General features: G+C 73.9%; 16 protein-coding genes. 11 read left to right on the forward strand and 5 right to left on the reverse strand.

The features are described 5' to 3' along the window. Positions 1-55 precede the first annotated feature (55 nt). A complete protein-coding gene (locus ACIPM1_RS24405; protein WP_402438006.1) occupies positions 56-1054 on the reverse strand; it encodes a TAXI family TRAP transporter solute-binding subunit in 999 nt (332 codons plus the stop codon). A gap of 96 nt (positions 1055-1150) precedes the next feature. Here ACIPM1_RS24405 and ACIPM1_RS24410 point away from each other — a divergent pair, with 96 nt between their 5' ends. Then, positions 1151-1555, forward strand: a complete 405-nt coding sequence (locus tag ACIPM1_RS24410) for a MazG nucleotide pyrophosphohydrolase domain-containing protein (protein ID WP_402438009.1) — start codon at positions 1151-1153, stop codon at positions 1553-1555. Positions 1556-1627: 72 nt separating this feature from the next. Here the strand turns inward: ACIPM1_RS24410 and ACIPM1_RS24415 are convergent, their stop codons facing one another. Next, positions 1628-2980 carry a glycosyltransferase 87 family protein gene (locus ACIPM1_RS24415; RefSeq protein ID WP_402438012.1) on the reverse strand — a complete coding sequence of 451 codons (1353 nt, stop codon included), beginning with the start codon at positions 2978-2980 and terminating at the stop codon, positions 1628-1630. 161 nt (positions 2981-3141) lie between these two features. On the opposite strand from ACIPM1_RS24415, the gene miaB reads away from it, so the two are divergent. Next, positions 3142-4662: a tRNA (N6-isopentenyl adenosine(37)-C2)-methylthiotransferase MiaB gene (miaB, locus tag ACIPM1_RS24420; protein ID WP_402438015.1), complete on the forward strand. Its 1521-nt coding sequence runs from the start codon at positions 3142-3144 to the stop codon at positions 4660-4662. Between the two features lie 183 nt (positions 4663-4845). Beyond that, positions 4846-5559, forward strand: a complete 714-nt coding sequence (locus tag ACIPM1_RS24425) for a class III extradiol dioxygenase subunit B-like domain-containing protein (protein WP_402438018.1) — start codon at positions 4846-4848, stop codon at positions 5557-5559. A gap of 27 nt (positions 5560-5586) precedes the next feature. Here the strand turns inward: ACIPM1_RS24425 and ACIPM1_RS24430 are convergent, their stop codons facing one another. Further along, entirely contained in the window at positions 5587-5997 is a 411-nt protein-coding gene (locus ACIPM1_RS24430; protein WP_402438021.1) for a hypothetical protein, read from the reverse strand. A gap of 196 nt (positions 5998-6193) precedes the next feature. On the opposite strand from ACIPM1_RS24430, the gene miaA reads away from it, so the two are divergent. The 6 genes from miaA (at position 6194) to hflX (ending at position 14956) form a co-directional block, all read left to right on the forward strand. Next, positions 6194-7132 carry a tRNA (adenosine(37)-N6)-dimethylallyltransferase MiaA gene (gene miaA / locus ACIPM1_RS24435; protein WP_402438024.1) on the forward strand — a complete coding sequence of 313 codons (939 nt, stop codon included), beginning with the start codon at positions 6194-6196 and terminating at the stop codon, positions 7130-7132. Positions 7133-7240: 108 nt separating this feature from the next. After that, a complete protein-coding gene (locus ACIPM1_RS24440) occupies positions 7241-7741 on the forward strand; it encodes a hypothetical protein (protein WP_356193722.1) in 501 nt (166 codons plus the stop codon). Between the two features lie 176 nt (positions 7742-7917). Then, positions 7918-8787 (forward strand): diaminopimelate epimerase, encoded by an 870-nt coding sequence (dapF, locus tag ACIPM1_RS24445; protein WP_402438027.1) that lies wholly within the window; start codon positions 7918-7920, stop codon positions 8785-8787. Between the two features lie 302 nt (positions 8788-9089). Next, positions 9090-11576: a RelA/SpoT family protein gene (locus ACIPM1_RS24450; RefSeq protein WP_402438030.1), complete on the forward strand. Its 2487-nt coding sequence runs from the start codon at positions 9090-9092 to the stop codon at positions 11574-11576. A gap of 185 nt (positions 11577-11761) precedes the next feature. After that, positions 11762-13267, forward strand: coding sequence for a M1 family metallopeptidase (locus ACIPM1_RS24455; protein WP_402438374.1), 1506 nt, complete (start codon positions 11762-11764; stop codon positions 13265-13267). Between the two features lie 360 nt (positions 13268-13627). Next, entirely contained in the window at positions 13628-14956 is a 1329-nt protein-coding gene (gene hflX, locus ACIPM1_RS24460) for a GTPase HflX (RefSeq protein ID WP_402438377.1), read from the forward strand. A 70-nt stretch (positions 14957-15026) separates the two neighbouring features. Here hflX and ACIPM1_RS24465 read toward each other — a convergent pair whose 3' ends face one another. After that, positions 15027-16250, reverse strand: a complete 1224-nt coding sequence (locus ACIPM1_RS24465) for a trypsin-like serine peptidase (RefSeq protein WP_402438033.1) — start codon at positions 16248-16250, stop codon at positions 15027-15029. Positions 16251-16415: 165 nt separating this feature from the next. Continuing rightward, complete coding sequence (locus ACIPM1_RS24470; protein WP_402438035.1) at positions 16416-17657, reverse strand: trypsin-like serine peptidase; 1242 nt, start codon at positions 17655-17657, stop codon at positions 16416-16418. 367 nt (positions 17658-18024) lie between these two features. Between ACIPM1_RS24470 and ACIPM1_RS24475 the strand changes: the two genes are divergently transcribed. Together ACIPM1_RS24475 and ACIPM1_RS24480 are read left to right on the forward strand one after the other, a co-directional pair. Further along, on the forward strand, positions 18025-19506 hold the full coding sequence (locus ACIPM1_RS24475) for a diaminobutyrate--2-oxoglutarate transaminase family protein (RefSeq protein WP_402438038.1): 1482 nt from the start codon (positions 18025-18027) through the stop codon (positions 19504-19506). Between the two features lie 712 nt (positions 19507-20218). Beyond that, the gene (locus ACIPM1_RS24480; protein ID WP_402438380.1) at positions 20219-22132 is read left to right on the forward strand and encodes an IucA/IucC family protein; all 1914 of its coding nucleotides are present in this window, start codon (positions 20219-20221) and stop codon (positions 22130-22132) included. Position 22133 lies beyond the last annotated feature (1 nt).

Here is a 22133-nt window from a genome sequence, read left to right on the forward strand (position 1 = left end):
AGGGCCGTGGGGCGGAGACGTAAAGGCCGTGACGCGGAGGCGCGCGCGGCGGGTGCTACGGCTTGACCGAGCGGTAGTAGCGGCGCGCGCCCTCGTGCAGGACCAGCGGGTCGGTGTAGATCGCGGTGCGCAGATCGACCAGCTGGGCCGAGTGGACGTGTTGGCCGATCTTGTCTCGGCTCCTGATCACCGTACGGGTCACCCAGTCGGTGAGTCTGGGATCCATGTCCTTGCGGGTGATCAGCACATTGGACACGGCTATCGTCGGCACGGTCGAGCCCTGCTGGACGCTCGGATAGGCCGACTCCGGCATGTTCGTGGCGCGGTAGTAGCGGGTGGCGCCCCCCGCCGCGTGCAGCCGGGCCACGAGGTCGGGCCCGATCGGCACGAAGCGGAACGCGAACTTGTAGGCCAGCTGCTTGAGGCCGCCCGTCGGCAGCCCGCCCGACCAGAAGAACGCGTCGATCGCTCCCCGCCGCAGCTGGTCCGGCGCCGTGTCTATGCCGTCGCTCCGCGGCCGGATCCCCTTGGCCGGGTCGATCCCGGCCGCCTTGAGCACCCGCCCGGCGATCAGCCGCACCCCCGAGTCCCGGGGCCCGATCGCCACCCGCTTGCCCCGCAGATCCGCGACGGAGGCGATGCGCGAGTCACGCGGGACGACGAGCTGTACGTAGTCGTCGTAGAGGCGGGCGACCCCGCGCAGGCGGGCGGCGCCCGGTCCGTCGTCCAGCTCGTACGTCTCCACCGCGTCGGCCGCGGCGATCGCGAAGTCGGCCTGCCCGGTCGCCACACGCGTGACGTTCTCCTGGGAACCCTCGCTGTTTTGCAGCCGTACCTTCAGGCCCGGCATCTCCCGGTCCAGCTCGGTGCGCAGCAGCGTGGCGTACTCCTGGTAGACGCCGCGGGAGGTGCCGGTGCTGAAGGTGATCGTCCCGCTCGGCGGCTCGTCGCCCAGCGGCAGCAGCCACCACAGCAGCAGGCCGAGCGCCACGACGCCGGCGGCCGCGCCCCGCAGGGCCCCGCGCCTGCCGATCCGGGAGAACATCTTGGACATGCGCGCGATCCTGCCAGCCGGGGCGCGGTGCTGACCAGGGCCGGGCGCCCGCCTGCCCGGCCGGGGCGGTCCCGGGCGGCGGCTACAGTCGCCGTTATGAGCTCCTCGCCCGCCGATCTCGTCCGTGAGTTCCACCGCGCCTTCGGGCTCGACACCCGCGGCACACCCGCCGAGGTGTCACCGGAACTCGCCGCGCACCGCGGGGAACTGCTCGCCGAGGAGGCCGCGGAGGTCGCCGAGGTCTCGGTCGGCGGACCGCTGGACCGGCTCGCGCACGAACTGGCGGACGTCGTGTACGTGGCGTACGGCACAGCTCTGGTGCACGGCATCGACCTCGACGAGGTGATCGCCGAGATCCACCGCTCCAACATGACCAAGCTCGGCCCCGGCGGGCAGGTCGCCCGCCGCGCCGACGGCAAGGTGCTCAAGGGCGACCACTACCGCGCACCCGACGTGTCGGCCGTCCTGCGACGTCAGGGCTGGGCGCCCGAGGGCGCCTGACCTCCACGCCCCGGGGCGGTGCGGTGCCCCCGGCGCGTCCGACACCCGCCGCGGTCCGGCCGTCCGGCGCGGTCAGCGACTGCCTTCGCGTACGCCGTTCCGGGCCGTCGCGCGACCCGAGGGCGGAAGCGGCACCTGGGGAACGGGACGGCCCGTGGTCCGCGCGCGGTCCGCGGGCAGCGCCCGGTCCCCGGACGGCGCCGGCTCGGCGGCCGCCCGCGCGGAGAACGGCCGCGCGCACCGCACGGCCAGCGCCGACGCGAGCAGGAACAGGGTGACCGCGTCCTTGAACGCCCTGCGCGTCGAGGCGTCCAGCAGCGGAAACGTGAACTCGGGAACCTGGGGGACGAGCGCCGCCCAGAACCACGGCGAGCGCGCCACCGAGTCCCTCTCCAGCGCACCGGCCAGCAGCAGCGGCACGACGACGACCAGATAGTGGTCGTAGGACGGGCGGGACACCAGGTAGGAGGCCAGCATGAGCATCGCGGCCGTGTCCGCGAGCCGCGCCGGGCCGGGGCCGGCGCGGCGGCGGCGCAGCCAGGCGCACCCCACCCCGGCCGCCGCCGCGACCAGGGCCACCCCCTCCGCGAGGGCGGGCGGCACCCCGAGGCGCGGCAGCACCGCGGGCAGGGAGGAGTCGAACGGCCGCATCAGGGCGTCCCCGCCCTTGAGGAGGAAGGGCAGCGTGCGGGTGAAGAACCCGCCCGGATCCGGCATCATCAGGGCGGCGCCCAGCGACAGGGCCGCGGGCAGCCCCGCCATCCACGCCAGCGCGCGCCACCGCCGGGCCAGGACGAACAGCAGGACGACGGGCAGCAGCAGCGGCTTGACGGCCACGGAGATCCCGAGGACCACCCCGGCGGCGTCCCAGCGTCCGCGGTCCGCCAGCAGCAGCGCCAGCGGCAGGGCGAGGGCGCTGACGGCGGTCCAGTTGCCGAGGTTCACCAGGTGGCCGACGGGAGCCCAGGCCAGCACCAGCCCCAGCAGCCCGAGGACCGCGAACCGGCTGCGCGCCGGCACCCGGAACAGCCATAGGGCGCACCACCAGCCGCCGGCGATCAGCGCCACGCACACCACCGGGGCGGCGACGCGCAGCACGGACGCCGGCAGTGCGGCCTGCGCCCCGGCGAACAGCACGGCGCTCGGCAGGTACAGAAAGCGCCGGTCCGCGTAGGGGGCGCCACCGTGCAGCCATACCTGCCCGGCGTGGACGACGAAGGCGTTGTCCATGCCGCCCCCCGCGAAGGCGACCGCCACCCGCGCGGCCCGGGCGGCCAGCACCACGGCGAGGAGCGCGATCGCGACCGGCCCGGCCGGACGCAGCAGCCACGCGCGCAGCGCCCCGGCCGAGGGGGCGCCGGCCCGGGGGGCGCCGATCGAGGGGGCGCCGGGCGCGGTCCTCCGGAGGGCGTCACGAAGCTGCATCACACCTGCCTGTCCGGGAGGGCCCGCGGGAGGGTGCTCCGCGGCTGCCGTACTGCAACCCCATTTTGTGCTCTTTGCACCCATTTCCCGGTGATTCCGGCGAGGCGTTCCCCGTCCTTCCGCCGTCCGGACGCACTTCGCGGACCGCCTACCCTTGTGGCATGAGCAGCATCGACCGGAGCCGAGAAGTGGGCGTCACTCGCAGCTATGAGATCCGCACCTACGGGTGCCAGATGAACGTCCACGACTCCGAGCGGCTCGCCGGGCTGCTCGAGGACGCCGGCTACGTGCGGGCGCCGGAGGGCGCGGACGGCGAGGCGGACGTCGTCGTCTTCAACACCTGCGCCGTGCGGGAGAACGCCGACAACCGGCTCTACGGCAACCTCGGCCACCTCGCGCCGAAGAAGGCCGCGCGGCCCGGGATGCAGATCGCGGTCGGCGGCTGCCTCGCGCAGAAGGACCGCGACACCATCGTGAAGAAGGCGCCCTGGGTGGACGTCGTCTTCGGCACGCACAACATCGGCAAGCTGCCGGTCCTGCTGGAGCGCGCCCGCGTCCAGGAGGAGGCGCAGGTCGAGATCGCCGAGTCCCTGGAGGCCTTCCCCTCCACGCTGCCGACGCGGCGCGAGAGCGCGTACGCGGCCTGGGTCTCCATCTCGGTCGGCTGCAACAACACCTGCACCTTCTGCATCGTCCCCGCGCTGCGCGGCAAGGAGAAGGACCGGCGCACCGGCGACATCCTCGCCGAGATCGAGGCCCTCGTCGGCGAGGGCGTCTCCGAGATCACGCTGCTCGGCCAGAACGTCAACGCCTACGGCTCCGACATCGGCGACCGCGAGGCGTTCAGCAAGCTGCTGCGGGCCTGCGGGAACATCGACGGCCTGGAGCGGGTCCGCTTCACCTCCCCGCACCCGCGCGACTTCACCGACGACGTCATCGCCGCGATGGCGGAGACGCCGAACGTGATGCCGCAGCTGCACATGCCGCTCCAGTCCGGCTCCGACCCGGTCCTGAAGGCCATGCGCCGCTCCTACCGGCAGGAGCGCTACCTCGGGATCATCGAGAAGGTCCGGGCCGCCATCCCGGACGCGGCGATCACCACCGACATCATCGTGGGCTTCCCCGGCGAGACCGAGGAGGACTTCGAGCAGACACTGCACGTGGTCCGCGAGGCCCGGTTCGCGCAGGCGTTCACCTTCCAGTACTCCAAGCGGCCCGGCACCCCGGCCGCCGAGATGGAGAACCAGATCCCCAAGGAGGTCGTCCAGGCGCGCTACGAGCGTCTCGTCGCCCTCCAGGAGGAGATCTCCTGGGAGGAGAACAAGAAGCAGGTCGGCCGCACCCTGGAGCTCATGGTCGCCGAGGGCGAGGGCCGCAAGGACGGCGCCACGCACCGCCTCTCCGGCCGTGCCCCCGACAACCGGCTGGTCCACTTCACCAAGCCGGAGCAGGAGGTCCGCCCCGGCGACGTGGTCACGGTGGAGATCACCTACGCCGCTCCGCACCACCTGCTCGCCGAGGGCGCGGTGCTCGGCGTGCGCCGCACCCGCGCGGGCGACGCCTGGGAGAAGCGCAACGCGGCCGAGGCGGCCAAGCCGGCCGGCGTGATGCTCGGGCTGCCCAGGATCGGTGTCCCGGCCCCGCTCCCGGCGGCCACGGGCAGCGGCTGCGGCTGCGACTGATGGGCGGAAACGGCTGCGACTGGTCGGCGGCCCGCGGCTGAGGACGGGGGGTTCCGGCTGACGGCCGTGAGTTCCGGTACGAGACCGGCGGACGGCCGCTGAGCGCCGGCTGCGGGGCCCGGGTTCCGGCTGCCCCGCCCCGGGAATGCCGTACCGGCGGCGAGCGGCGTTACCCTGCCGATCATGCTTGTCGCCGCCGCAGTCTGCCCCTGCCCGCCCCTTCTCGTACCCGCGGTCGCCGCGGGAGCCGCGCACGAGCTGGACGTCGCGCGGGCCGCGTGCACCGGCGCCCTCGGCGTCCTCGCCGCCGCCCGGCCCGACCGGCTCGTGGTCGTGGGACCGGCCGCGCGGTCCGGGCGCGGCCCGCACCCCGAGGGCACCCCGGGCTCGTTCCGGGGCTTCGGCGTGGACCTCGACGTACGGCTCGGCCGGGACACGGGGACCGCGTCCGGGCGCGCGTTGCCGCCCTCGCTCGCCGTCGCCGCCTGGCTGCTGGGCCGGACCGGCTGGTCCGCCGCGCCGATCGAGGGGCTCGGCGTCGGGGAGACGCTGGAGCCCGAACGGTGCGCCGAGACCGGGCGCGACATCGCCGCGCGCTCCGAGCGGGTCGCCCTGCTGGTGATGGGCGACGCCAGCGCCTGCCGCACCCTCAAGGCGCCGGGATACCTCGACGAACGGGCCGCGCCCTTCGACGCGGAGGTCGCGCGCGCCCTCGGGGAGGCGGACGTCGCGGCCCTCAAGGCGCTCGACCCCGGGCTGGCCGACGAGCTGAAGGCGTCGGGCCGGGCCCCCTGGCAGGTGCTCGCGGGCGCCGCCGAGGAGGCGGGACTCTCCGGCGCCCTGCTGTACGACGACGCTCCGTACGGGGTGGGATACCTGGTCGCCACCTGGTCGTGACGGCGCCGCGTCCTGGCGCCCCGGGTGTCAGGTGCGGGCGCTCTCGCCGACCTCGTGCCCGGCCGACTCCGAAGAGGTCTGCTGCCGGGGAAGCTCCACACCGTCGGCGTCGCCGCCCGCGCCGCCCGGGCCTTGCGGGTCGTCGGCGGCCGACTCCGCCACGCCGTCCGGGGCCGCCGCCGCGACGCCCTCCTCGGCCTCCGCAGCCGCCGTGTCTCCGTCCTCGGCCCCCGCAGCCGTCGTGTCGCCCTCGGCCCCGGCGGCCGCCGCGTCACCGTCGTCGGTCCGCGCCGCCTCCGCCGCGTCCCCCTCGCCGACGCCCTCCGCCTCCGGGCCGGCCGGCTGCGGGTCGAGGTCGGTCCGGTCCGCTCGCTCCCCGGCGGCCGATGCCTCCTCCGCAGCCTTCGACCTGCCGAAAAGTCGCGCGAATACGCCCATGTCCACTCCCTAGATGGCTCCTGTGTGCGGGCGAAAACCCGACCGGAGCGGCGCGTCCGACCGCGATGTCCCGCACGGTGCGGACCGCGGCCGCCGGAATCCGGCAACGGGTGTCTCACAACGCGCAACGAACCCCGGCCCGCGCCGTCACGTAACTCGTTCGAGGCGCCGCCAGGACGTTTGCGAGACTGGGGCGGTGAGCAGTGCACCCACCGCCCCCCGTGTCATCGCCGTCGTCGGCCCCACCGCTGCCGGAAAGTCCGATCTCGGCGTCTTCCTGGCCCAGCACCTGGGCGGTGAGGTCGTCAACGCCGACTCCATGCAGCTCTACCGAGGGATGGACATCGGTACCGCGAAGCTGACGCCCGATGAGCGCCAGGGCGTCCCGCACCACCTCCTCGACATCTGGGACGTCACGGTCGCCGCCTCCGTCGCCGAGTACCAGCGGCTCGCGCGGGAGCGGATCGACGCGCTGCTCGCCGCGGGACGCTGGCCGGTCCTGGTCGGCGGTTCCGGTCTCTACGTCCGGGGAGCCGTCGACAACCTGGAGTTCCCCGGCACCGACCCCGAGGTCCGAGCCCGGCTGGAGGACGAGCTCGCGCTGCGCGGCTCCGGCGCGCTGCACGCCCGCCTCGCCGCCGCCGACCCCGAGGCGGCGCGGGCGATCCTGCCCAGCAACGGCCGCCGCATCGTCCGGGCGCTGGAGGTCATCGAGATCACCGGCCGCCCCTTCACCGCCAACCTGCCCGGCCACGACTCCGTCTACGACACCGTGCAGATCGGCGTCGACGTGGCACGCCCCGAACTGGACGAGCGCATCGCCCGCCGGGTCGACCGGATGTGGGAGGCGGGCCTCGTGGACGAGGTGCGCGCGCTGGAGGAGCAGGGCCTGCGCGAGGGGCGCACGTCGTCGCGCGCGCTCGGCTACCAGCAGGTGCTCGCGGCGCTCGCCGGGGAGTGCACCCTCGACGACGCGCGCGCGGAGACCGTGCGCGCCACCAAGCGCTTCGCGCGCCGCCAGGACACCTGGTTCCGCCGGGACCCGCGGGTGCACTGGCTGAGCGGAGCTGCGGCGGATGTCACAGAACTTCCGCACCGCGCCCTGGCATTGGTCGAACGACCGGTTACAGCCTGATCACGTGATGGCATCGGGACGCCCAGGCCGTCATCCGCGCCTCCGGCGCCATGCCATCATCGAGCTTCGATCGACCAAGTGGAGTCCGAGTTGGGAGGGCGCGTGGCGATGGAGGCCGGCCCTCGCGACACCGCACAAGGCACCGAGCACATCATCGTGGAACGCGGTGACGCGGATCCGGACGAGGGCTCGCTGAGCCCCGACGGGCCCGACGAGACGCACGGCGGTGTGACCGACGACGGCCCGGCGCCCGAGGAGATGTTCGCCGGGCCCGAGGTCGAGGTCGAGCTGCGCCCGCAGCGGCGGCTGCGCATCTGGCAGCTCGCCCCCATCGTGGGCCTGGCCGCGGTCGGCTCCCTGATGTTCGCCTTCCCGCTGGCCTTCGACTTCGGTGACAGCGGCGCCGTGATCGCCATGCTGGGCCTGCTGATCTGCTCCTGCGCGGCCGGCTGGGGCATGATGGCCGCCCGCCGGGTCGGCCACACCTGGCCGGGCTTCCCGCAGCGGGGCTCCGGCCGCCGCCCCGACTGGCGCGTGGCCGGCATGTACGCCCTCCTCGTCGCCGTCGTCGTGTTGCTCGCCGTGTGGAGAGTGGCCCGGCTGCGCTAGGCACGCCCGGCAGCCCGTGCCCCTGCTCGTGCCCGTGCCCATGTCCTTGCCTGTGCGCCTGTGCCGAGCCGGGCGACCGAAGCCCGGCAGCCCCTGACCGGCAGGTCGTGCCCACGCGCTACCGACCGTGATCGGCCGGCGGTCCCGTGGACGTACCGACCACGTACGATCGAGGCATGAGCACGCGGATCGCCTTCCTCAAGGGGCACGGCACGGAGAACGACTTCGTGATCGTCCCCGACCCGGAGAACACCGTCGACCTGTCCCCGGCCGCCGTCGCCGCCCTGTGCGACCGCCGCGCGGGCATCGGCGGGGACGGCGTGCTGCACGTCGTACGGTCGGCCGCCCACCCCGAGGCCGGGGCGATGGCCGCCGAGGCGGAGTGGTTCATGGACTACCGCAACGGCGACGGCTCGGTCGCGGAGATGTGCGGCAACGGCGTCCGGGTCTTCGCGCGCTACCTCCAGCACGCCGGGCACGTGGCCGAGGGCGACCTCGCGATCGCCACGCGCGGGGGAGTGAAGACCGTGCACATCGCCAAGAACGGGGACGTCACCGTCGGCATGGGCCGGGCCCGGCTCCCCGAGGGCGACGTCACGGTGAGCGTCGGCGACCGCAGCTGGCCCGCGCGGAACGTGAACATGGGCAATCCGCACGCGGTCGCCTTCGTGGACGACCTCTCGGACGCCGGCACCCTGTACTCCGCGCCCCCGTTCAGCCCGGCCTCGGCCTATCCGGACGGGGTGAACGTCGAGTTCGTGGTCGACCGCGGACCCCGCCATGTGGCGATGCGCGTGCACGAGCGCGGCTCCGGCGAGACCCGCTCGTGCGGCACGGGCGCCTGTGCCGTCGCGGTGGCGGCCGCCCGGCGGGACGGCGCCGACCCCGCGGTCGCCGGCAGCCCGGTGACGTACACGGTCGACGTGCCCGGTGGCACCCTGGTGATCACCGAACGGCCGGACGGCGAGATCGAGATGACCGGTCCGGCGGTGATCGTCGCCGAGGGCGAGATCGACGCCGAGTGGCTGGAAACCGCGGTTCGCTGACACCGCGGCCGGCGAGGCATCGCAGCCCGGGCCGCCTTTCGTCACCCCCTCTCGCCCGCTCGCGGGCCGGGCCGGGAAGTGAATCCACGGCTGACCGCCCATCAGGTGACCGGAAATCGTAAACCTCGCAACCATCGCTCGAATGGGTGATCCGTTTCACGCTCGTCGAGAGACGGCCGGTTGTGGGTGCTGGGGTCGGTAGCATCAAGCACCGGCCCGGACGGGGGAATCCGAAGCCATCCCCTGAGCCGTGTACGCCCTGGGGGCACCCCGTCCGCCGGTCCACGCAGCCGGAGGTGCCCATGAGTGCGGATGCCACGAATCCTGCGACGCCGGGCCCAGTCGCTCCCGCGGCGCCCCGCAGAAGGGCGCGCCCCCGGATCGACCTGCGCCGCCTCGGCCGGGCGGCCCTGCTCGGCACCGCCTCCCGCGACCGGCTGCCCGACGCCATCGGCCACGTGGCCGAGGCCCATCGCGCCCACTTCCCCGACGCCGACCTCGAACCGCTGCGCCGTGCCTACGTCCTGGCCGAGTCCTCGCACCGCGGCCAGATGCGCAAGAGCGGGGAGCCCTACATCACGCACCCCCTCGCCGTGACCCTGATCCTGGCCGAACTGGGCGCGGAGACCACGACGTTGACGGCATCCCTGCTCCACGACACGGTCGAGGACACGGACGTGACCCTGGATCAGGTCGGCGAGCAGTTCGGCGCCGAGGTGCGCTATCTCGTCGACGGCGTCACCAAACTGGAGAAGGTCGACTACGGCGCCGCGGCCGAGCCGGAGACGTTCCGCAAGATGCTCGTCGCCACCGGCAACGACGTCCGCGTGATGTCGATCAAACTCGCCGACCGGCTGCACAACATGCGCACCCTGGGCGTCATGCGCCCGGAGAAGCAGGCCCGCATCGCCAAGGTCACCCGGGACGTCCTCATCCCGCTCGCCGAACGACTCGGCGTACAGGCGCTCAAGACCGAACTGGAAGACCTCGTCTTCGCGATCCTGCGCCCCGAAGAGTACGAGCACACCCGCGAGTTGATCGCGCAGAACGCGACCCGCCCGGACGACTCGCTGGCCGTGACCGCCGAGAAGGTCCGCACCGTCCTGCGCGAGGCCGACATCCAGGCCGAAGTCCTCATCCGGCCACGGCACTTCGTCTCCGTGCACCGGGTGGCCCGCAAGCGCGGACGGCTGCGCGACTGCGACTTCGGCCGCCTGCTGGTCCTGGTCAACGAGGACGCCGACTGCTACGCGGTCCTCGGCGAACTGCACACCTGCATGACGCCGGTCGTCTCCGAGTTCAAGGACTTCATCGCCGTACCGAAGTTCAACCTGTACCAGTCGCTGCACACCGCCGTGGCCCTCCCGAAGGCGCGACCGGACGGCTCCGCCGGGCTCCCGGCGGACGACCAGGTCGTCGAAGTCCTCATCCGCACCCACCAGATGCACAAGGTCGCCGAGGCCGGCGTCGTGGCGCTGGGCAACCCCTACGCCCCGGTCTCCGACCCCTCCGCCGCCGACGCCACCGCCCTCGACGCCCCGGCCGACGGCGAGCGCGTCGACCCCACCCGGCCCGGCTGGCTCTCCCGCCTCCTCGACTGGCAGCGGGCCGCGCCCGACCCCGACACCTTCTGGTCCACCCTGCGCGAGGACCTCGCCCAGGACCGCGAGATCACCGTCTTCCGGCCCGACGGCGGCAGGCTGGGCCTGCCCGAGGGGGCCAGTTGCGTGGACGCCGCCTACGCGCAGTACGGCGAGGACGCGCACGCGTGCATCGGCGCCCGGGTCAACGGCCGCCTGGCGACGCTGAGCACCGTCCTGCGGGACGGCGACACCGTGCAGCTCCTCATGGGCCAGGACCCCGCCTCGGAGCCCTCCAGGGAGTGGCTGGACCACGCGCACACCCCGGCCGCGCGGATCGCGATCCAGCGGTGGCTGACGGCCCATCCTGCACCGGTCGGCGACGGGACCGGGGAGGCTGTCGCCGCCGACTCCGCCGCTCCCGGCCCGGGGGCCGGCGAGGCCGCGCGACGCGCCTCGGGCGTCCTCGCGCCGGACGGCCCGGCGGGTGCGGGGACTTCCGCCGGGACGGGAGAGGGCGCAGTTCCGGGAGGGCGGGACGGCGCGGAGGCCGGGGAAGGCGACGCCGCGTGTTCCCTCCCGGCAACGGGTGCCGCACGAACAGCGCGGACCGCACACGCCCCACAGACCGCAACCGTCCCACGGACCGCACACGGGCAACACGCCGCACCGGCCGGACAGTCCGCGCAGTCCGCCCGGGCGGCGCAGGCCGCACCGTCCGCAGACGGCCCGTCCGCGAGCGGCCCGGCCCGCCGCCCCGGCCGGGCGAGCGCGGTGGTCGTGGACCGGCCGGAGGCGACCGCGCGGCTCGCCGGCTGCTGCACTCCGGTGCCGCCCGACGAGGTGACCGGGTTCTCCGTACGCGGGGGAGTGGTGACGGTGCACCGCGTGGAGTGCTCCGCGGTGGAGCGGATGAAGGACGCGGGGCGCGCGGAGGTCGCCGTGCGCTGGGGTGACACCACCGCGTGCCGGGTCACCCTGCTCGCCGAATCGTTCGGCCGCCCGCATCTGCTCGCCGACCTCACGGAGGCCATCGCCCTCGAAGGCGTCGAGATCGTCTCGGCGACCGTGGCCCCTCCGGCCCAGCAGCGCGTCCGCCACACGTACACCCTCCAACTCCCCGACGCGGCCGGGCTCCCCGCCCTCATGCGGGCCATGCGCAACGTCCCGGGCGTGTACGACGTGAGCCGCACCCAGCCCCAGCCCTGACCGCCGAACGCCTGAGCGGACCCGACCGCCGGGGAAAACCCCGTTCGGGTGGGCCGGGCGCGCGCCGCCGCCGCCCCGCCCGCGCGCGCTGGTAGCCGTGGTGCATGGCGATCACCTTCCGCAACCAGGTCCGCCCCTCCGGCCCCGGCTCCTCCGATCCAGGCGCCGACGTCCACCCCCACGACATGGAGCCGACCGGCCCGCGCACCGCGGCCCGTCGACGCCCCCTGACGGCGGCACTGCTCGCGAGCGCCGCCTCCCTCGGCCTCCTCGCCGCGAGCGCCCCGCCCGTGGCGCTGGGCGTCGGCGACCGGCTCTTCCCGACCCTCGGAAACCCCGGGTACGACGTGACGTCGTACGACCTCTCCTTCACCTATCCCGGCCGCAACAGCGAGCCGCTGCGCGCCGTCACCACGATCGACGCGCGGGTCACCTCCACGCTCGAGCGCGTGAACCTCGACTTCGCGCACGGCACCGTCGACTCGGTGCAGGTCGACGGCCTGCCCGCGACGTTCGCCGCCGCCGGCGAGGACCTGGTGGTCACCCCGGCCGTGCCGCTGCCCCGGGGCAGCAGGATGCGGATCACCGTGCACCACACCAGCGACCCCGTGCCCGAGAAGGGACGCGACGGCGGCTGGGTGCGCACCGAGGACGGCCTCGCCATGGCCAACCAGGCCGACGCCGCCCACCTGGTGTTCCCGTGCGACGACCACCCCTCCGACAAGGCGATGTTCACCATCCGGGTCACCGCACCCGACGGCTACACCGCCGTCGCCAACGGCCTGCCCGTCACCGGCGTCGTGCCCGCCCGCGTCGGCCGGACCGGCGGCGGGACCACCTGGACCTACCGCACCCGCCACCCCATGGCCACCGAACTGGCGCAGGTCTCCATCGGCCGCTCCACGGTGCTGCACCGCACCGGTCCGCACGGCCTGCCGGTGCGGGACGTCGTCCCCACCGCCGACCGCGCGGCGCTGGAACCCTGGCTCGCCAAGACCCCCGACCAGATCGCCTGGCTGGAGGGCAAGGTCGGGCGGTACCCCTTCGAGACCTACGGCGTGCTCATGGCATCCGCCGCCACCGGCTTCGAACTGGAGACGCAGACCCTCTCCCTCTTCGAGAAGGGCATCTTCACCCAGCCCGCCTTCCCCAAGTGGTACGTCGAGTCGGTCATGGTGCACGAGCTCTCCCACCAGTGGTTCGGCGACAGCGTCACCCCGCGCACCTGGTCCGACCTGTGGCTCAACGAGGGACACGCGACCTGGTACGAGGCCCTGTACGCGGAGGAGAAGGCGGACAAGCCCATGGCGGTCCGTATGAAGGCCGCCTACGGCGCCTCCGACGGCTGGCGCGCGTCCGGCGGCCCGCCCGCGCTGCCCAAGGCGCCCAAGCCGGGCCAGAAGATCAGCATCTTCCGCCCGAACGTCTACGACGGTGCCGCGCTCGTCCTCTACGCGCTGCGCCAGGAGATCGGCAAGCCCGCCTTCGAGCGCCTGGAGCGCGCCTGGGTGCGCACGCACCGGGACGGCACCGCGACCACGGCCGACTTCGAACGCCTCGCCGAACAGATCTCCGGACGCGACCTCAGCGGCTTCTTCCGGGCCTGGCTGTACGGCGAGAAGACGCCGCCGATGCCCGGCCACCCCGACTGGAAGCCCAACCCGTCCAAGCCGGCGAAGGTCAAGAAGTAGCTTCGCGAGCGAGGGAATAACACCGTGGCGGGACGAACCGTGCCGTGCGACCATCTTCGGGTCGGCACGGCACGGGGCTCGGGAATCTCCCGGGGCACCCGAGCGTTGTGAGCAGTGACGGAGCGGCTGTCGAGGCCCCTGAGGTTCCGCCGCGGCTCCGTCGCCGCACTACGGATTCCCCAACGACGTAAGGACCCAATGACCTCCTCTTCTTCCTCTTCCCAGGCCACCAAGCGCCTCGCGCAGTCCCACCCCGAAGGTCTTCGGGCCGATGCCCTGATGGAAGAGGACGTCGCCTGGAGCCACGAGGTCGACGGAGCGCGGGACGGTGACCAGTTCGACCGCTCCGACCGCGCGGCCCTGCGCCGAGTCGCGGGTCTCTCCACCGAGCTCGAGGACGTCACCGAGGTCGAGTACCGCCAGCTCCGCCTGGAGCGGGTCGTGCTCGTCGGCGTCTGGACCTCGGGGACCGTGCAGGACGCGGAGAACTCGCTGGCCGAGCTCGCCGCGCTCGCGGAGACCGCGGGCGCGGTCGTGCTCGACGGTGTGATCCAGCGCCGCGACAAGCCGGACGCGGCCACCTACATCGGCTCCGGCAAGGCCCTCGAGCTGCGCGACATCGTCCTCGAGACGGGCGCCGACACCGTCATCTGCGACGGTGAGCTGAGTCCCGGCCAGCTGATCCAGCTGGAGGACGTCGTCAAGGTCAAGGTCATCGACCGCACGGCGCTGATCCTCGACATCTTCGCCCAGCACGCGAAGTCCCGGGAGGGCAAGGCGCAGGTCGCGCTCGCCCAGATGCAGTACATGCTGCCGAGGCTGCGCGGCTGGGGTCAGTCGCTGTCCCGGCAGATGGGCGGCGGCAGCGGCGGCCTCGCCACCCGAGGCCCCGGTGAGACCAAGATCGAGACGGACCGGCGCCGGATCCGCGAGAAGATGGCGAAGATGCGCCGGGAGATCGCGGACATGAAGACCGGCCGCGAGATCAAGCGCCAGGAGCGGCGCCGCAACAAGGTGCCGTCCGTCGCCATCGCCGGCTACACCAACGCCGGCAAGTCCTCCCTGCTCAACCGCCTCACCGGCGCGGGCGTCCTGGTCGAGAACGCGCTGTTCGCGACCCTGGACCCGACCGTGCGCCGGGCCGAGACCCCGAGCGGCCGGCTGTACACGCTGGCGGACACCGTCGGCTTCGTCCGGCATCTGCCGCACCACCTGGTCGAGGCGTTCCGCTCCACCATGGAGGAGGTCGGCGACTCCGATCTGATCCTGCACGTGGTGGACGGCTCGCACCCGAACCCGGAGGAGCAGCTCGCCGCCGTGCGCGAGGTGATCCGGGACGTCGGCGCCACCGACGTGCCCGAGATCGTGGTGGTCAACAAGGCGGACGCGGCCGATCCGCTGGTGCTCCAGCGGCTGCTGCGGGTGGAGAAGCACTCCATCGCCGTCTCGGCCCGCACCGGCCGGGGCATCGCCGAGCTGCTCACGCTCATCGACGACGAGCTGCCGCGGCCGTCCGTCGAGATCGAGGCGCTCGTGCCGTACACCCACGGCAAGCTGGTCGCCCGTGCCCACACCGAGGGCGAGGTGATCTCCGAGGAGCACACGGCGGAGGGCACCCTGCTCAAGGCCCGGGTGCACGAGGAGCTCGCGGCGGACCTGGCGCCGTACGTGCCCACCCCCGCGCTCTGACCGACCGCGCCACCGGCAGCGCGAAGGCCCGCCCCCGCATCGCGGGAGGCGGGCCTTCGCGCTGCCGTCGTCAGCGGCCGCCGTACGTCCGGCTCATGTTCTGGTAGAGCGCCTCGGCGCCCCGGCCGAGCTGCGGTCCGGCCAGCCAGGTGTGGTCCGACGGGCCGATCGACGTGTTCGAGACCAGCTCGGTCCTGCCGCCGACCACCCGGAACCAGCCGCCGCCGGACGAGCCGCCGGTCATGGTGCAGCCGATGCGGTACATCGTGGGCAGGGCGGGGCTGAGCGACAGCCGGCCCGGACGGTCGACGCACCGGAACATCTTCAGGCCGTTGTAGGGCGGCGCGGCCGGGTAGCCCCAGGCGCCCATCCTGGCGGCCTCGGCGGCCGACGGGGCGGAGAAGTCCACGTCCAGGGCGGCGCCGACCGTCTCCTCCAGGGACTTCGCGCCGGACTCCGGCTTCACGTGCAGCACGGCGTAGTCGTACGCCGCGCCCGCGCCGCCCGTCTCCGAACCGCCCTGGATCCACTGGTCGGAGGTCGAGGCCCAGTCCGCCCACCAGGCGCCGTACGGAGCGACCTCGGTGGAGTCCGCGTCGCTCAGTTCGGAGGCGGGCTTGCCGAGGTCGTTGTAGGCCGGGACGAAGGCGATGTTGCGGTACCAGCCGCCGCCCCGGCCGGCGTGCACGCAGTGGCCCGCCGTCCACACCAGGTTGGACCTGCCCGGATGGTTGACGTCCTTGACGACGGTGCCGGAGCAGACCATCGAGCCCTCGGGCGAGTCGAAGAAGACCTTGCCGACCGGAGCGGCGTTCTCGTGGTACGGGGTCTTCTCGGCCTGCGCCTGGACCGGGCGCGGCTCCGGGTCGCTGACGCCCTCGGCGGGGGCGTCCTCGGTGACCGTCTTGTCGGCCTCCTGCGCGGACTTCATCCGCTCCGGCTTCCACAGCCCCTTGATCACCGGGTTGACGAAGTCCTTGGCCTCACTGAGCCACTTGTCCCGGTCCCAGTTCTTCCAGCCGCCGTTCTTCCACCGGTCGACGTCGATCCCGTGCTCCTTGAGCTTGTTCGCGATGTCGGCCGGGACGTGGACCTTGCCGTCGCCGCCGTCGCCGGCCGCCCGTGAGGCGGTGGCGGCGGACCCGGCGCCCTCGTCCTTGCCGTCGGAGCCGCCGCAGGCGGTGGCGGTGAGCGCCAGGGCCGCGACGAGGCCGCCGGCCACGAAGACGGTGCGCCGCCCGTCGCGGCGGGACGCCGAAGGCGTGCGTATGGAACGCGTACGTATGGAACGCATGGTGCGTCGACCCCCGTTGAAGCGTGCGGGGACGGCTCCCGCGGTGGCGCGGGCGAGCCGTCCGAAGTAACACCTAACTATGCCCGTGGAGTTGGGAGAGGACTGCGAGGGGGCGGTGAAGGTTCCCGCGCGAGCGGACCCCCACCGCCGTCGACGTCCGATGTCCTACCGGGCCACGAACTTCCGGCTGACCGAGTCGTAGACGCCCTTGGCCACCGTGCCCAGGCGCGGTCCCGCCAGCCAGCCGGCCGTCACCGGACCGATCGAGGTGTTGGAGACCAGGGCGGGCTTGCCGTCCGGTCCCGTCTCGACCCAGCCGCCGCCGGAGGAACCACCGGTCATGGTGCAGCCGATGCGGTACATCGTCGGGTCCGGGGTGTTCAGCGACAGCCGTCCCGGCTTGTCCTGGCACTGGTACAGTCGCTGGCCGTCGTACGGCGGCGCCGCCGGGTAACCGGTCGCGGTGATGCTGTCCACCTTCGGTACGGCCGGGGCGTCGAAGTCCACCGGCAGCGCGCCGCCGACCGTCTCCTCCAGCGACTTGCCGTCGCCGCCCTTCTCCGGCGTCACATGGATGACCGCGAAGTCGTACGAGGCGCCCTGCCCGCCGGTCGAACCGCCCTGCTCGATCCACTGCTGCGAGGTCTGCGCCCAGTCGCCCCACCACACGCCCAGCGGGGCGACCTGCTCCCGGGTGGCGCCCTCCAACTGGCCCTCGCTGCGGCCCGCGTCGTTGTACGACGGCACGAAGGCGATGTTGCGGTACCAGCCGCCCTTCTTGCCGGCGTGCACGCAGTGCCCCGCCGTCCACACCATGTTGGACCTGCCCGGATGGGCCGGGTCCCGCACGACCGTCGCCGAGCAGACCATCGTGCCCTCGGGGGAGTCGAAGAACACCTTGCCCGCCGTCGCCGCGTTGGCGTGGTAGGCCGGCCGTACCGCCTGGGCCCTCACCGGCGCGGGAGTCGGGTCGGTGACCCCCTGGTCGCCGGAGAGGTCGTTGTCGTCGACCGGTTTGTCGGGGTCCTCGGCCCGGCGCATCCGGTCCGGGTTCCACAGACCCTTGATGATCGGGTTGACGAAGTCGTTCGCCTCGCGCAGCCAGTCGTCCCGGTTCCAGTTCTTCCAGGCGCCGTTCTTCCACCGGTCGACGTCGATCCCGTGTTCCTTCAGCTTCCGCCTGATGTCGTCCGGGATCCTGACCTTGCCGTCGCCGGTGGCGCCGGGGTCACCGGCGGTCGCGGAGGCGGTCGCGGCCCGGCCCTCCGCCGTGTCCTTCCCCGAGCCGCAGCCGGTGGCCGTGAGCGCCAGCGCCGAGACCAGGACAACGGCGGTCAGCGCGGGGGGACTTGCGTGACGGGCGCCTCCTCCTCGGCGGGCGGTGCGGGACGGCCGTATGGGTCGCATGCTGGTGACTCCCCCTGATGTGGTCGAACGCGTCGGTGCGGCCGCGGCACTCCACCGGCCGCGGCGGACGGCTCTCGGGACGTGCCCACGGCGAGCTGGAACGGCACCACACACTATGCGCTCGCGGTGGGGGGCCACCGACGGAACGGCAACGGTTTCGCTACGGGGGCGGCCCGGCCGGCGCTCCCGTTCCCCGGCTCTTTCCGTCTCCACGCGTGGATCTCCGAACAACCCGTAACCGAGCGGGCGTTCTGCGGTTGTAGCGGGTGGGGGGCCCGCTGCCCAAGTCCGGGTCCACCTGTGGCGAGGGCGGAAAGCCGCCTGGTCAGCGCGAGAGCGCCTGGGGACATCGGGAGGACAGAGAGCCGTGACCGTGACCGAGTCAGCGCCCGGGGAGTGCGCGCCCACGGGGGCGCGCGCCGCGCACGAGGGGATCCTGCGGCGCCAGTCGGCGCGCGAGTCCGCGGCGCGCACCTATGCGCGCGCCCTGCCGATCGTCCCGGTCCGGGCGCGCGGACTGACCATCGAGGACGCCGAGGGCCGGCGCTACCTCGACTGCCTCTCCGGCGCGGGCACCCTCGCCCTCGGGCACAACCATCCGGTCGTCCTGGAGGCCGTCCGCGCGGTCCTCGACTCGGGCGCGCCGCTGCACGCCCTCGACCTCGCCACACCGGTCAAGGACGCCTTCATCACCGAGCTGTTCCACACTCTGCCGCCGGGTCTCGCCGACCGCGCGCGCGTGCAGTTCTGCGGACCGGCCGGCACGGACGCGGTGGAAGCCGCGTTCAAGCTGGTGCGTGCCGCCACCGGCCGCACCACGATGGTCGCCTTCGCCGGCGCGTACCACGGGATGACCGCGGGATCCCTCGCCGCCTCCGGACACGCGGCCGACGTGCAGGTCGCCCGCCTGCCCTATCCGCAGGACTACCGCTGCCCCTTCGGCGTCGGCGGCCCGCGCGGCGCCGAACTCGCCGCCCGCTGGACCGAGTCCGTCCTGGACGATCCCAAGTCCGGAGTCCCGCTGCCGGCCGGGATGATCCTCGAACCGGTACAGGGGGAGGGCGGGGTGATCCCCGCGCCGGACGCCTGGCTGCGGCGGATGAGGCAGCTCACCGCGGACCGGTCGATCCCGCTCATCGCCGACGAGATCCAGACCGGTGTCGGGCGCACGGGCGCCTTCTGGGCGGTGGAACACAGCGGCGTGACACCGGATGTGATGGTGCTGTCCAAGGCCATCGGCGGCAGCCTGCCCCTGGCCGTCGTGGTCTACCGCGACGACCTCGACGTCTGGGCACCCGGCGCCCACGCGGGGACATTCCGCGGCAACCAGCTCGCCATGGCCGCCGGTACCGCCACGCTCGCGTACGTCCGTGCGAACGCGCTCGCCGAACGCGCCGCCACCCTGGGCTCCCGGATGCTGGCCCAACTGGAGCGCCTCGCCGCGGAGTTCCCGTGCGTCGGCGAAGTGCGCGGGCGGGGACTGATGATCGGGCTGGAACTGGTCGATCCGCGGGGGGAGGCGGGGGAGTCGGCCGGTGCTCAGGGGCCGCACCCCGCGGCGCCGGAACTCGCCGCCGCCGTACAGCGGGAGTGCCTGCGGCGCGGCCTGATCGTCGAACTCGGCGGCCGGCACGCGAGTGTCGTACGGCTCCTTCCGCCCCTGACGATCAGCGACGAGCAGGCGGCGGCGGTGCTCGACCGGTTGTCCGACGCGGTCGCGGCGGCCTCCCGCGCCCAAGACGAACGGCCCGGGCGGCCGGAATCGTCGAACGAGCGGCCGGGCCCGCCGAACGGACGTACGCACGAGTGGATGCCACGCCCGGCCGGGCCCGGGGTGGGGGCGGGGTAGCGCCGGGGAGCGGGTGCTCCGGCCGGGGCGCAACTGGCCGGGCCGGGTGCGGGCGCCCGGTCGGCGCGGGCGGCGGGGCCGACGCCCGACCTGACCGGGACCGCCCGCCGCCGTAACCGGCCCGGCAGAGAGTGCCTCGGCCCGAGGTGACCGGCCGGGGCCGGCCCTGCCGTCGCCGACCCGGCAGAGACTGTCCCGGCCCGACGTGACCCGACCGGGTCCGCCCCCGCCCGTAGCCGACCCGGCCGGGAGTGCCTCGGCCGGCGAAGACCCGGGCCGGGAGCTCCCCGGCCGGTGCGCCCGTCGGCGCGGAGCCGCCGCCCCCTCCGTCACCGCCCCGAACCCGCGACGACCCGAACGACCCAAGAGGACCTCCTTGAACACCACCCCCGCACCCGACGGCCGCTCCCGGACCCACGACGCGACCGAGATCGAGACCGTGCCCGAGACCGCGACCGCGACCGAGATCGAGACCGTGCCCGAGACCGAGTTCGAGGCCGCGACCGCGACCGAGATCGAGACCGAGTTCGAGGCCGCGACCGCGACCGAGATCGAGACCGAGTTCGAGGCCGCGACTGTGCCCGCGACCGCGACCGCGACCGCGACCGTGCCCGAGACCGAGTTCGAGGCCGAGACCGGAACGGTCCCGCACCAGCGGGAAGGGGCGGACGCCGGGCAGCGGCCGGACCCCGGGCCGCAACCGGGCCCGCGGCTGCGGCCGGACCCCGGGCATCGGTCGGACACCGTTCAGCAGGGGAACGGCGCGGCCGCCGACCTCCTGGACCACCCCGACCCGCACACCGCCGCCCAGGCAGCCGCCACCGAGAGCCTGCTGCGCTGCTGGGTCCGTGAGACCGGCACCGCCGCCCCCGGCGACGGCACCCTCCGCATCCCTCTCCCGGCCAGCGCCACGGCCCTGTGCGTGCCGGTACGTCACTGGTCCCCTACCGGCTGGCACCGCTTCGGCCCGCCGCGCCTCGCCGGAGCCCCCGAGGACGCCCCATCCGTCGACGCCCCCACCCTCGCGGCCCTGATCGCCCGGGAAACGCGCACACGGCCTTCCGCACCGGCGTTCCCGGAACCGGAGCCGCCCACTCCGTCACGGCCCCCGACCGGGGCACCGAGGGCATCGGCGTCCGCGGGCTCCGCCGACGCCGTCGATCTCGTCGCGCGGGTCGCCGACTCCGTCCGCCGTACCGCGCTCTTCCTGGCCGAACGCCGGGAACGCCCCGCCGACGGCCCCGACCTCTTCCTCTCCGCCGAACAGGCCCTGCTGTTCGGACATCCGCTGCACCCCACCCCGAAAAGCCGCGAGGGCCTGTCGGAAGCCGAGGCCCGCCTGTACTCACCGGAGTCGCGCGGCTCCTTCCCGCTGCACTGGCTGGCTGTCGCCCCGGCCGTACTCGCCGCCGACTCCGCCTGGACCGAACGCGGCCGCGCCGTCCCCGCAGCCTGGCTCACGACCCGGCTCGCCGGTGCGGACCTGCCGCTGCCCGACGGCCACGCGGCCCTGCCGCTGCACCCGTGGCAACTGCGGGAGGTCCGTCATCGCGCGGACGCGGCGGCCCTGTTCGATGCGGGACTGCTGCGCGACCTCGGCCCCCACGGCCCCTCCTGGCACCCCACGTCCTCCGTACGCACCGTGCACCGCACCGGTTCCCCGGCCATGCTCAAGCTGTCGCTGGGCCTGCGCATCACCAACTCGCGGCGCGAGAACCTCCGCAAGGAGCTGCACCGCGGCGTCGAGGTCCACCGGCTGCTGCGCACCGGTCTCTCCCGGCAGTGGCGAGCGGCCCATCCGGGCTTCGACGTCGTCCGCGATCCGGCCTGGCTCGCCGTGGACAGCGAGGACGGTGCCCCCGTACCCGGACTGGACGTGGTGATCCGGCACAACCCGTTCGGCCCGTCGGACGACGTCTCCTGCATCGCCGGCCTCGTCGCACCCCGCCCCTGGCCCGGCGCCGAGTCGGGCCCCCAGTCCCACGCGGGGGCCGCCGCCCCGCCCCTGCGCTCCCGGCTGGACGACGTCGTCACCCGCCTGGCCCTCCGCACCGGCCGCCCCCGGGGGGCCGTCGCCGCCGAGTGGTTCCTGCGCTATCTCGAACAGGTCGTACGACCCGTTCTGTGGCTGGACGGCGAGGCCGGTATCGCCCTGGAGGCCCACCAGCAGAACACCCTGCTCCTGCTGGACGCCGACGGCTGGCCCGCGGGCGGCCGCTACCGCGACAACCAGGGCTACTACTTCCGTGAGTCCCGACGGGCGGAACTCGACGCCCGGCTGCCCGGCATCGGCGAACCGAGCGACACGTTCGTGGCGGACGAGGTCACCGACGAGCGCTTCGTCTACTACCTCGCCCTGAACAACGTCTTCGGCCTCATCGGCGCCTTCGGCTCCCAGCGCCTCGCCGACGAACGACTGCTGCTGGCCGCCTTCCGCCGCTTCCTCGGCGCCCTCGCCACCGGTCCCGCCCGCATGCGCTCCACCCTCCCCGGCCGGCTGCTCGACTCACCGGTCCTGCGCTGCAAGGCCAACCTCCTGACCCGGCTGCACGGCCTGGACGAACTCGTCGGCCCGGTCGACACCCAGTCCGTCTACGTCACCATCGCCAACCCGCTGCACCCCTGAC

Origin of the sequence: Streptomyces sp. NPDC086766, from assembly GCF_044746005.1 — a bacterium.
In the GTDB taxonomy this organism is placed as follows: domain Bacteria; phylum Actinomycetota; class Actinomycetes; order Streptomycetales; family Streptomycetaceae; genus Streptomyces.